The organism is Phyllobacterium sp. 21LDTY02-6, assembly GCF_023554255.2.
GTDB lineage: Bacteria > Pseudomonadota > Alphaproteobacteria > Rhizobiales > Rhizobiaceae > Phyllobacterium.
Genome location: NZ_JAMJWD020000001.1, coordinates 761458 through 773175 on the forward strand (window position 1 = coordinate 761458; position 11718 = coordinate 773175).

The 11718-nt window shown below is 58.0% G+C and carries 9 protein-coding genes and 1 tRNA gene; 1 reads left to right on the forward strand and 9 read right to left on the reverse strand.

The features are described 5' to 3' along the window. The first annotated feature begins 3 nt into the window (after nt 1-3). Entirely contained in the window at nt 4-1728 is a 1725-nt protein-coding gene (locus M8997_RS03595; protein WP_250013737.1) for a Na/Pi cotransporter family protein, read from the forward strand. Between the two features lie 54 nt (nt 1729-1782). On the opposite strand, the gene M8997_RS03600 is transcribed toward M8997_RS03595, so the two are convergent. The 9 genes from M8997_RS03600 to M8997_RS03635 all read right to left on the reverse strand — a co-directional run bounded on the left by M8997_RS03600 (nt 1783) and on the right by M8997_RS03635 (nt 11598). After that, nucleotides 1783-2295 carry a hypothetical protein gene (locus tag M8997_RS03600; protein WP_250013739.1) on the reverse strand — a complete coding sequence of 171 codons (513 nt, stop codon included), beginning with the start codon at nt 2293-2295 and terminating at the stop codon, nt 1783-1785. 436 nt (nt 2296-2731) lie between these two features. Beyond that, nucleotides 2732-6505, reverse strand: a complete 3774-nt coding sequence (locus tag M8997_RS03605) for a vitamin B12-dependent ribonucleotide reductase (protein ID WP_250013742.1) — start codon at nt 6503-6505, stop codon at nt 2732-2734. Between the two features lie 609 nt (nt 6506-7114). Beyond that, the gene (locus M8997_RS03610; protein ID WP_250013744.1) at nt 7115-7609 is read right to left on the reverse strand and encodes an NUDIX hydrolase; all 495 of its coding nucleotides are present in this window, start codon (nt 7607-7609) and stop codon (nt 7115-7117) included. A 345-nt stretch (nt 7610-7954) separates the two neighbouring features. Then, a complete protein-coding gene (gpt, locus tag M8997_RS03615) occupies nt 7955-8452 on the reverse strand; it encodes a xanthine phosphoribosyltransferase (protein ID WP_250013746.1) in 498 nt (165 codons plus the stop codon). Between the two features lie 157 nt (nt 8453-8609). After that, on the reverse strand, nt 8610-9452 hold the full coding sequence (locus M8997_RS03620) for a universal stress protein (protein WP_250013747.1): 843 nt from the start codon (nt 9450-9452) through the stop codon (nt 8610-8612). A 43-nt stretch (nt 9453-9495) separates the two neighbouring features. Continuing rightward, a complete protein-coding gene (locus M8997_RS03625; protein ID WP_250013749.1) occupies nt 9496-10266 on the reverse strand; it encodes a competence/damage-inducible protein A in 771 nt (256 codons plus the stop codon). Between the two features lie 169 nt (nt 10267-10435). After that, a complete protein-coding gene (locus M8997_RS03630) occupies nt 10436-10891 on the reverse strand; it encodes a DNA-binding transcriptional regulator (protein ID WP_250013751.1) in 456 nt (151 codons plus the stop codon). A gap of 26 nt (nt 10892-10917) precedes the next feature. Beyond that, a complete protein-coding gene (locus M8997_RS22215; protein WP_371929483.1) occupies nt 10918-11247 on the reverse strand; it encodes a DUF4258 domain-containing protein in 330 nt (109 codons plus the stop codon). 265 nt (nt 11248-11512) lie between these two features. Then, nucleotides 11513-11598, reverse strand: a tRNA-Leu gene (locus tag M8997_RS03635). Nucleotides 11599-11718: the final 120 nt, after the last annotated feature.

The following is an 11718-nucleotide window of genomic DNA, read 5'->3' on the forward strand; positions in this document are numbered from 1 at the left end:
AAAATGGATATAGATATTTTCAAGGATATTCTCGTGCCTGTCATTGGCGGGCTCGGAATATTCATGCTCGGCCTGGAGTTCATGTCGAACGGCATTCAGGCGCTCTCGGTCAACAAGATGCGCGCATTCCTGGCCAAGGCAGCCGGCACGCCGATCAAGGGTGTCGTTGCCGGGACGCTGATCACCGGCGTGATCCAATCTTCGACGGCGATGACTGTCATGGTCGTCGGCCTCGTCAATGCCGGCGTCGTCGGCCTCAGACCGGCCATCAGCGTCATCATGGGGGCCAATATCGGCACCACGCTCGGCAATGGCCTGATCGCCCTGCCGCTGGGACCGCTGGGGCTGATCTTTGCCGGCCTGTTCTCCCTGGTCTATTGCTTCTCCAAGAACGAAAAGCTGCGCAACATCGCGCTCGCCTGCATGGGCTTTGCGCTGATCTTCTACGGCCTGAATCTGATGACCGGCGGTCTGCGCCCGCTGCGCAATATTCCCGAGGTCATGTCCGTCCTCTCGACGCTGCAGGCGGATTCATACTTCAACCTGATCAAATGCGTGCTTATCGCAGCCGGCGTCACCGCGATGATCCATTCCTCATCGGCGACGATCGGCATCGTGATGGGTCTCGGCGCCGCGGGCGTGCTCGACTGGACGACCGCCGTCGCGTTTTCGCTCGGCGCCGACCTTGGAACAACCATCACTTCGTGGATCGCATCGCTGAACCTGTCCAGGAATGCAAAACGCGCCGCCTATGCGCATATGTCGTTCAATATCATCGGCGTCTGCATAACCGTGCCACTGTTCTTCGTCTCGATCGACGTCCTGGCCTGGGCAATGCAGTGGTTCGGTGGCGACCCGGGCGTGCCCGTGGTGGTGGAAGGCAAGCAGACATTCCCGCTTGTTCCCGTTGCGGTCGGTCTCTATTCCACCTTCTTCAACGTCTTCAACACGGCACTGCTCTTCCCGTTCGTCGGCGTGTTCGAACATGTTCTGGCGCGGATCGGCCGTACCGATGCCGAGGATGCGGAAGATTATTCGACCCCGAAGTTCCTCGACCGGAAACTTGCAGGCGATTTCGCCAAGGCAATCCCGGCTGTCCAGCAGGAGACGGCGCGTCACCTGCAGGCCGGGGCGATGTTCCTCGATATCGCCCGCTCGTCGAAGTCGGCTCCGTCCGATCCCGGCGAGCACTATCTCGCCACGGACATCCTCAGCCGCGACATACGCGAATATACGGCTTCGCTCATGAAGGAAGACCTGCCTTACGAGCAGCTCGATCTGGTGGCGAGCCTGATCGAGGAGGCCGATTTCACGGCGGCCCTGACCGAGTCGCTGCATCAGGTAGCCCGGCGTGTGCGCCGCGAGGCATTCGGTTCGGAAGCGCGTGCAATCGTCGATGTTGCGCTCAACAAGCTCGACGCTTCGCTGCAGGAAATCCTGCCGGACTACGGCGTCGCCAATCCGCCGATGCCGGCTGGCCATGTCAGTATCCCCGACGTCGAGGAACTGCGCGCGCGAACCCTGGCGCTTGGTCCGAATGCCGGTGCTGCGGAGCGCGGCACCATACTCGCGCTGCTCGGCTCCATCGAGCGGGCGGAAATCCTCATCCACCGTATCGATGCGGAGCGGAAATCGGTCAATCGGCAGGGTATCCTGTCGCGGGCGGCGCGCAGGGCCGAAAAGGCGCAGTCGGTCAATGATCCCGAACTGAGCCCGATGCCGGCATGATTGCCGTCCAATACAGATGGCATGGCGTCTTGATTGATGCCATGTCGACGCTATCTACCACTGACGCTGAATTGGTTCAGAATCTGGTCGCACACCGTCTATTTCGTCTCTTGTCCGATCGAACTGCGCTTCGATGCGCGCCACCATCGCGCGCCCAAGAAAGGCTGCTTCAGCGTTCAGAGCTAAATGATAGAGCGTGTCGTCACGTAGCGAGAGAACGGCGATATCATCAAGTGAGCTTAGGGATGTGTTCCTGTAGTGATCGCTGAAAATTGCTAACGCTGAATATACAACGCGATGCGAGAGTTCGGGTGTTTTAGTGTTCCAGATATGGATTGCGGTATTTCGACCGTTCACGCGTACTCCAAAATCGGGCGTGTACTTGACTTTGAATATTGCGTTAGGACTTTCGTAGGTGGCTGGCGCGACCTCAAAAATCTTACTAGGATTCAAGTCGCGCCATTTTGTCAGGCTTTGAATTCCACGCCTTACGGACTCTCGTTCGTGTGGCATCTTGATCTCAGATAGTGATTGCAGCACCTCTGCTAGAGAGTGACTACCCTTCATCACCCGTTGCGTTCGAAGTCGTAAAGATCTGTGAAAGTCATATCCTTCACTTTTCACGGGAGAAAGACGCTCTCGAATTATCGACCGCTGAGGTCTCTCGTTCGACGCGCAAAGCTTCAAGTAGGCGGAAAATCCGAAGGTCGGCATGCACATTACTCCTACGTAGTGACAATCGGCACCCCCAACCGACGCTGTGTGTTCAATTTGTAATCAAAATCCCCATTTCCTGTTTATGCTGGATCTCTCGGTGCAAAGGTGCCCCAAGAATAATGCCATTCACTCCGTCTCAAAGCCCACCGCCCACGTGCAGGAGGTATTTCGTATTCCAAGTGAGAACAAGTTCCTATCTTTATGACTATCTCGTTGCCGGTGGATGAATTCAAGTTGCTTCGAACACCGGCAAAAGCATTTTAGGAAATCATTTTGATCTCGCCAATCAGCTGCAGCCGCTGGTGGCGCCGCATGTATCGCACTTCAGGCAGGTGCCGTTGCGCACCATCGTGAAGTTCGAGCATTCCGAGCAACTGTCGCCGGTATAACCCTGCATCATCGACTTGATGCGGCGGTCGGAAATCACCTTCTTGGCCGCTGCCTTCGCCTCTTCGGCGGCGGCTTCTGCATCTTCATTCTCGAAGAGTGCGGCCGAAGGGCTGAGTTCAGTCTCCGTACGCTCCTCATAATCGCGCTTGAAGGCAGAGGATTCCTGGCTGACGGCTGCCACGACAGGCTTGGTGGCCAAGGCAGTCGCGGACCTGTTCAGCGCCGTGACGTTTGAAGACACGGCCAGCTTCGAGGCGTTGGACGGAGCGGCCGTTCCCTTCGGGTCGGCCTTGGCCGGTGCAACGACCGTCAGGCTCGCACCGCGAGTCAGGCCCTTGGATACAGGCTCGGCCTTGCCTTCGAATATACCGCGTCCAAGCGAGGTATTGGAGAAATCCGACTGGTCCACATGGGCGAGATCATGACGATCGAGATAGGAGACGGCCAGTTCGCGGAACACATAGTCCAGGATGGACGTGGCATTCTTGATCGCATCATTGCCCTGAACCATGCCGGCCGGCTCGAATTTGGTGAAGGTGAAGGCCTCCACATATTCTTCCAGCGGCACGCCATATTGCAGGCCCAGCGAGATCGCGATGGCGAAATTGTTCATCATCGCCCGGAAGGCAGCGCCTTCCTTGTGCATGTCGATGAAGATCTCGCCAAGGCGGCCATCGTCGAATTCGCCGGTGCGCAGATAGACCTTGTGGCCACCGACCACGGCCTTTTGCGTATAGCCCTTGCGGCGGTTCGGCAGCTTCTCGCGATCATGGACATATTTCTCCACGATGCGCTCGACGATCTTCTCGGTGACCTGCACGGCGCGGGCTGCCGCAGGTGCATCGATCAGCGCCTCGACAGCATCGTCCTCGTCCTCCTCGTCATCGGCGAGAAGGGAGGAATTCAGCGGCTGCGACAGCTTGGAACCATCGCGATAAAGCGCGTTCGCCTTGAGTGCCAGCTTCCACGACAGCATGTAGGCCGACTTGCAATCGTCCACGGTCGCTTCGTTCGGCATGTTGATCGTCTTGGAGATCGCGCCGGAAATGAAGGGCTGGGCAGCCGCCATCATGCGGATATGGCTCTCCACCGAAAGATAGCGCTTGCCGATCTTGCCGCACGGATTGGCGCAATCGAACACCGGATAGTGCTCTTCCTTCAGGAAAGGCGCGCCTTCAAGCGTCATCGCGCCGCAGACATGGACGTTGGCAGCCTCGATCTCCTTGCGGGTGAAGCCGAGCGCCGGCAGCATCTCGAACGAGAAATCGTTGAGCTGCTCATCGGTGAAGCCGAGGACATCCTTGGCAAAAGCTTCGCCGACCGTCCATTTGTTGAAAGCAAACTTGATATCGAAGGCGGATTTCAGCGCCGTATTCAGGTTGGCGATGATTTCATCCGTGAAGCCCTTGGCCTTCAGCGAGCCGGGATTGATCGCCGGCGCCTGATTGAGATTGCCATGGCCGACGGCATAGGCTTCGATCTCGGCGATCTGGCTTTCGGAATAGCCGAGCGTGCGCAGCGCTTCGGGTACTGCGCGATTGATGATCTTGAAGTAGCCGCCGCCGGCGAGCTTCTTGAACTTCACCAGGGCGAAATCCGGTTCGATGCCGGTCGTATCGCAATCCATGACGAGGCCAATGGTCCCGGTGGGGGCGATGACCGTCGCCTGGGCATTGCGGTAGCCATGCTTCTCGCCGAGCTCAAGCGCCTTGTCCCAGGCGGAGCGCGCATGGGTAATGAGCGCCTGTTCCGGGCAATGATCGGCGACAATGCCAACCGGATTGACGGCCAGACCCTCATAGCCCTGGCTTTCGCCATAGGCGGCACGGCGATGATTGCGGATGACGCGCAGCATATTGGCAGCGTTCGGCGTGTAGTTCGGGAATGCCCCGAGTTCCTTGGCCATTTCCGCCGATGTGGCATAGGAAATGCCCGTCATGATGGAGGTGAGCGCACCGCAGATGGCACGGCCTTCATCGCTGTCATAGGGAATGCCGGAAGTCATGAGCAGGCCGCCAATATTGGCATAGCCGAGGCCCAGCGTGCGGTATTCATAGGAGAGGCGGGCAATTTCCTTCGAGGGGAACTGCGCCATCATCACCGATATTTCCAGAACGATGGTCCAGAGCCGCGCGGTGTGCTCATAGCCGGCAATATCGAATTTGCCATCCTTGCCGCGATAGGTGAGGAGGTTGATCGACGCCAGATTGCAGGCCGTGTCGTCCAGGAACATATATTCCGAGCACGGATTGGAGGCGCGGATCGGACCAGCCGCCGGGCATGTGTGCCAATCGTTCATCGTCGTGTTGAAATGCAGGCCCGGATCGGCCGAAGCCCAGGCGGCATAACCGATCTTTTCCCAAAGATCGCGTGCCTTGAGGCTCTTCATCACACGCCCGTCCTTGCGGGCCGTCAGGTTCCATGAACCATCATTCTCCACGGCGCGCAGGAACTCGTCCTTGAGCGAAACCGAATTGTTGGAGTTCTGGCCGGCAACCGTCAGATAGGCTTCCGAGTCCCAGTCGGTGTCATAGGTCTTGAAGTCGATATCCGTGTAACCCTGCCGCGCGAACTGAATGACGCGCTGGATGTAGTTTTCAGGAACCTGGTTCTTCTTCGCGGCCTTGATCTCGCGCTTCAATGCGGGGTTCTTGAGCGGATCGTAGCAATCGCCATTGTCCGCCTCGCAATTGACGCAGGCCTTCATGATGGCGGCAAGATGCTGCTTGACGATCTTCGAGCCGGTGACGAGAGCCGCCACCTTCTGCTCTTCCTTGACCTTCCAGTCGATATATTCCTCGATATCGGGGTGATCGACATCGACGACGACCATCTTGGCCGCGCGGCGGGTGGTGCCGCCGGACTTGATTGCGCCGGCAGCACGGTCGCCGATCTTGAGGAAGGACATGAGGCCGGAGGAGCGGCCGCCGCCCGAAAGCTTTTCGCCTTCGCCGCGCAGATGCGAGAAGTTGGAGCCGGTGCCCGATCCGTATTTGAACAGTCGCGCTTCGCGCACCCATAGGTCCATGATGCCGCCTTCATTGACCAGATCGTCGGCGACGGACTGGATGAAGCAGGCATGCGGCTGCGGGTGTTCATAGGCGGATTTGGATTTCGTCAGCTTGCCGGTATCCGGATCGACGTAATAGTGACCCTGGCCCGGACCATCGATGCCATAGGCCCAATGCAAGCCGGTGTTGAACCATTGCGGGGAATTCGGCGCCACGCGCTGCGTCGCCAGCATATAGGCAAGCTCGTCGCGGAAGGCGAGGGCGTCGGCCTCGCTGTCGAAATACTTGCCCTTCCAGCCCCAATAGGTCCAGGTGCCGGCAAGGCGATCGAACACCTGGCGCGCATCCATTTCGGAACCGTAGCGCTGATCGGCCGGCAGCTCCGCCAGAGCCTCTTCATCGGCGACCGAACGCCAGAGCCAGGAAGGAACGGCGTTCTCCTCGACCTTCTTCAGGCGCGCAGGCACGCCTGCCTTGCGGAAATATTTCTGGGCAAGGATATCTGCCGCAACCTGGCTGAACTGAGCCGGGACGTCGATATTTTCCAGGCGGAACACAACGGATCCATCCGGATTCTTGATCTCGCTGGTCGCTACGCGAAATTCGATTTCCGCATAGGCCGACTGGTTCTCTTTCGTGAAGCGCCGTTCGATCCGCATTTCTTCGTCCTCGTCTCTATATATAGTGTCCAATCGGCGCCGTGTGAAGACTTGGCGCGTCAGACACAATTCCTCTGATCCCGCCTTCGAATCCGAAAGCCGGCTGCTTCGCCCTGGTTTTCCCGACCGCCTGTTATCTCGGCGTGGTCTCTTCCGGGCGGTTCATATTCCCGATGCGTCGTCTTTGATTCCTGCCTTGAAGGCATTCAACACTATCTGGTGGTTATGATGGCTGCAAACACTAAATATAGTGTTAACAGCTAAATTTGTCCACCTCGATCCTGCTTTGGGAAACCTCCATTTTCGCACATGTATCGCTGCTCGCGGACCCGTGTGGAAACCGCGTTAAAACGTTGTTCTAACTGGAAAATGAAGACCGGCTACAAACTCCGGCCACGCCACCAACGCAACGGATTACATAAAAAATGACTCGGGTCACAGCGTCAAGAATTAGTTTCTGACGAATTTATGACGCAACATCTTGTGTGTCACATATGTGGATAACGGGGAGAACGAAATTATTTTCGGGCAATGTTGCGACGGGATGCGTCGGCGTCGCTACGAAAGACCGATGGATGCCGCCGGCGCATCCAAAGACAATGAAAAATATCAGCCAGCCACGACCGCATTCGGATCGAAGCTGCGCAAGAGTTCTTTCAGGCCCGGCTCCTCGACGCGCTGCGCGGCTTCCTCGCGGCTGAACCAGTCGAGGCGACGTTCGCCGCGCTCCGGCCATTTCTTTTCCTGGCGCTCGAAAAGGAGAGGGAAGACATCGACGGTGAAGTCGCCATTCTCGCCCTCGCACACATCGTGCTTCTCATAGGTGTAGGTGCCGACGGGCACAGGGTAGGTCTCGCCGCGAACGCCGGCTTCCTCATAGGCTTCCGCTTCGGCCGATTGAACGAACGTCTTGCCCACCTGTGGCCAGCCTTTGGGCAGCACCCAGCGCCCGGTGCCGCGGCTCGTGATCAGCAACACCTCCGGTACCTGTTTCTTCAACCTGTAGACGAGGGCGGCAACCTGGCGGACCCTTCCATTCGGGGTCTCGATCCGCTTGGCGGTTACGAGCTCGTCTTGATACATAATATTCAAGGCTTCACTCATTTCGTTGTCTTGCTGCGTGATTTTGGACCGATTCGCGCGATTAGCAATTGTTGATGACCCAAACGGGCGTCACTAACCGGCAGTTGTGGCCATTCTTTGAACAGCAGTGCAAAAATACCACAACGACGGACCCTGGACATGGTTCCTGATAAATTTTCAAGATTCCAAAATGACTAGCACGCCAGTGTGACACCCGAATGAAGGATCATCCGGACGACTTGTTCCGATATCACGTCGAATGCGTGCCGGCGGTCGCAAATGCGACTGAACATGGTCCGCTTGAGAAGTTGGACGCGGCTTGGGCGGTGAGGGAGCTTGGCTGGCTGACCGGCAATGTCCCGGTCGTCAGCCCTTGTGGCCCTTGGTGATCGGTTCCTGATAGACCAGCCCCATGTCCCAGGGAAAATAGATCCAGGTGTCCTGCGAGACTTCGGTGACGAAAGTATCGATCAGCGGACGCCCCTTCGGCTTGGCGTAGACGGTGGCAAAATGTGCGCGGGGCATCATGGCGCGCACGACCGCCGCCGTTTTGCCCGTATCGGTCAGGTCGTCGATGACGAGGACGCCGTCACCTTCGTTCTCGAGCAGGCGGGCATCGACATCCTTCAATACCTTGAGTTCGCCCTGCTCGTCATAATCATGATAGGAGGCGATGCAGACCGTCTCGATCATGCGGATGCCCAGTTCCCGGCAGATGATGGCCGCCGGCACAAGTCCGCCGCGGGTGATGGCCACCATGGCCCGCCACTCGCGCTGCATGCCGGCCACGCGCCACGCCAGAGCGCGCGCATCGCGGTGAAACTGGTCCCAGGAGACCGGAAAGGCTTTGTCAGGCAGTGACATGGCGCGAACTCCATCGATTGATCGCCGAGCGACTTGCGCTCACATCGGCCCGCAATAACGGGAAAACGGCGTGGAAGGCAAGCGGCTTGCGCCGATCCTGCGCTGCCATGCCAGTCGCCTGTGGATTATGCGCCATTGCCACCGGGTGAAACCGGGCCTAGCGCGACATCAACGTCAGACATGGCATGTCCGTCATGATCGACGTGGTGACGCCGCCAAACACCCATTCCTTCAAGCGCGACTGGCTGAATGCACCCATGACGAAGAGCGAGGCGTCATTCTCTTCGATCCGCTTCCTGAGGATCTTGTCCGTGGCCTCGCCATTGGATTCGATGGTGCTCGGCTTCACGTTCACCCCGTGGCGGCGCAGCGCATCGGAAAGCGGTGTCCCGGGGATTTCCATGTTGGGATCCGTGGTCTTCTTCGGATCGATCCATACGATCTCGACGCTCTCGGCATCGACGATCAAAGGCAGCGAATCGAAAGCCGCGCGGGAAGCCTCCCGCTTGCCGTTGAAGGCGACGACGACACGCTCGATCTTTTCGGGCAGGGAAGATTTGTAGGGTACGAACAGCACCGGGCGGCCGCTCTCCATAACCAGCGGGTCGGTCACGTCATTGACGGTATCGGGATCGTTGGGGTCCGGTTGGCCGGCGACGATGATGTCGGCGCGCAGCGCGCTCTGGGTCACGCCGGCGGAGGGGCTGCTGCTCTCGGCGCGAACGATGCGGAACTCGTGCGAGCCGCCGCTCGTCGCCATTTCGGCGTTGAACAGCGCCATGATGGCCTCGGCATTCTCCTTGTGCCGCTGCTCGTGCGCTTCAAACAGCGTGGTATCGGCAAAGCCCGTGGGGTCGGCATAGACGACGGGTGAGGGTATCGTATAGAGCCCGATAATGTGCGACTGGCCGCTGGAAGGCGCAATCAGCCGCGCAGCACCCATTACGCGGCGTGCCTCGCGTTCGCTCCGGATGAATGCGATGATCGTGCGAAATGCCATTTTGGCCTCCATGCGTTGCGTCACTCGAAATCAGACATTTGCATTATACGCCTGATGGGGCAGACCTGTTAGCGTTGTTCTGGTGCAATGATGCAATCATAGATTGCACGGCCGTTTCCGCGGCGACAAGCACATCGAGATCGCGCGCACGGACGACCAGTTCGGTCCAGAAGGTTCCGTCCTGGTATTTCGGATAGGAGCCGATGATCGCCTGCGGATATTGCTTCTGGATCTCGGCCAGCGGCTCGGCGATCGTGCCTTCGCCGAAGGGGCAATCTATGGTGCGGGACAAAAGCTGCTTGCCGACCTTCAGCGTCGGGACGACATTGTCGAGCATCGCCTGGAAGATGGAAGGCACCCCGGCCATGACATGGACATTGCCGATGCGGAAACCCGGCGCGGTGGAAACGGGATTGTCGATATGTTCGGCGCCGCGCGGCATGCGCGCCATGCGCTTGCGTGCCTCGGTGAATTCGATGCCGCGCGCGGCATAGCTTGCGCCAAGCAGTTCCAGCGCCTTGGGATCATGTTCGCAGGGTACGCCGAAGGCCTTGGCGATGGCATCGGCGGTGATGTCGTCATGGGTAGGGCCGATGCCGCCCGACGTGAACACATAATCATAGCGCTGGCGCAGCGCGTTCAGGGCCTCGACGATGCGATCCTCGTCGTCGGGGACGATCCTCACTTCTTCGAGATCGATGCCGACGGCAGTCAGGATATCCGCGAGATGGCCGATATTCTTGTCCTTGGTCCGGCCTGAAAGCAGTTCATCGCCGATCGCGAGCATTGCCGCGGTGATCACGTCATTCGTCATTCAAGTTCTCCTTGCGGGGAACATGAACCTAAATGCCGGCTCGGGCGCGGGCAAGTGCATGTCTACTGCAATCGGGCGACATGGCTGTGGATGAACGAGCAAGGCAGGAGCCGGGCGCGATGCCGGCTCCTGCAGAGCTTGGTGCGGACGTCTGCGACCGACTGTTTGTTCAAGCAGCCATCAATTCATACTGGTGGTTGCGCTCGTCAACCTTTCGTATGTTGATCGTTTGCGTTTCAACCGTAGGGATGCTGCGACGGGATAACTCGTCTATCCCGGCATCGGTGGGAAGTTGAAGCTTTTCGATTGCCAACCGACGAATTAGGGCTTCAGCCGGGCTGTCAATTTCTATCTCGCCTCTTTCCCACCGGCCAATCGACTGTTTGTCGCGGTGAACGGTTTTTGCCAATTCGGCTTGAGTTAGGCCCATTTCTGAACGCAGGAAGCGTAGTTCCGCGCCGCTCATGCCTTTGTCATGGCTTACGATCCCCAATGCAATCACGCAATGAAGCTCGTTGATTGCAGGGATGGTGATGGTTTCATCGCCATCATCATCCAGCTCAACAGCAATCCCACTGATGTAGACATTGCTCAATCCGCTTTCCGTGTAATGGTGTTCACTCATCCTATTAACTCCAGTTGACCATCCGGTCATTCATCGATCCACATGACCGATACAATCTTAATAAGGCATCCTGCCTTAGAAGGGATAACAACGACCCCAATACTTCGACTTCCACTGTTCGGCGTTCTACACTCCATGCGATATCTATAATGTCCGGGACGTGTTGCCGGAATAGGGGCCTGGAACACAAAGCCATTCTTGAGCGCATACAAGACATCGGAGGCAATAAGATTGCGTTCTGCCAGACGCTCTCGCGCATGCAGCTTGTAGGAAAGATCCAGTTTATTGCTGCGCGCTATCGCTCGTATTTCAGTCGTCGCTTGCCCTGGGTTCCACGGCTGTGTGCTGGTCAACATTCCCCCTAACCAGCAGCATCCTTACTGCCAATATGTATCATGGTGATACTTTCTTAATGTCAGTTCGTCAATTGGCGAGAGGGTGCTATTTTTTGATCTTGCTCATCTCCGCGCCGTCGCCGGTGCAGTTCTCGGTGAAAATATGATGGCTGCGCTTGCCGACATGCGGGCGCGGGCAAGTGCATGTCTACTGCAATCGGGCGACATGGCTGTGGATGAACGAGCAAGGCAGGAGCCGGGCGCGAGTGCCGGCTCCTGCATGGCTTGGTGCGGACGGCGGGACTTGAACCCGCACGGCCTGGGGCCGACAGATTTTAAGTCTGTTGTGTCTACCGGTTTCACCACGTCCGCGCGACTATGCTTTTCCTTGGTTCCGGCGCATCCGTCAACGACGTTTTTCACACTTTCGCGCTGAAACCGCCGGTTGCGGATCGCAATGCTCCGGCAATGGATATCGTCGCTTATTGGGTA

Bases quoted from the DNA above. Each gene is read 5' to 3' on its own strand.
- M8997_RS03595 (WP_250013737.1), top strand. From the start codon at position 4: ATGGATATAGATATTTTCAAGGATATTCTCGTGCCTGTCATTGGCGGG.
- M8997_RS03600 (WP_250013739.1), bottom strand. From the start codon at position 2,295: ATGAAGGGTAGTCACTCTCTAGCAGAGGTGCTGCAATCACTATCTGAG.
- M8997_RS03605 (WP_250013742.1), bottom strand. From the start codon at position 6,505: ATGCGGATCGAACGGCGCTTCACGAAAGAGAACCAGTCGGCCTATGCG.
- M8997_RS03610 (WP_250013744.1), bottom strand. From the start codon at position 7,609: ATGAGTGAAGCCTTGAATATTATGTATCAAGACGAGCTCGTAACCGCC.
- gpt (WP_250013746.1), bottom strand. From the start codon at position 8,452: ATGTCACTGCCTGACAAAGCCTTTCCGGTCTCCTGGGACCAGTTTCAC.
- M8997_RS03620 (WP_250013747.1), bottom strand. From the start codon at position 9,452: ATGGCATTTCGCACGATCATCGCATTCATCCGGAGCGAACGCGAGGCA.
- M8997_RS03625 (WP_250013749.1), bottom strand. From the start codon at position 10,266: ATGACGAATGACGTGATCACCGCGGCAATGCTCGCGATCGGCGATGAA.
- M8997_RS03630 (WP_250013751.1), bottom strand. From the start codon at position 10,891: ATGAGTGAACACCATTACACGGAAAGCGGATTGAGCAATGTCTACATC.
- M8997_RS22215 (WP_371929483.1), bottom strand. From the start codon at position 11,247: ATGTTGACCAGCACACAGCCGTGGAACCCAGGGCAAGCGACGACTGAA.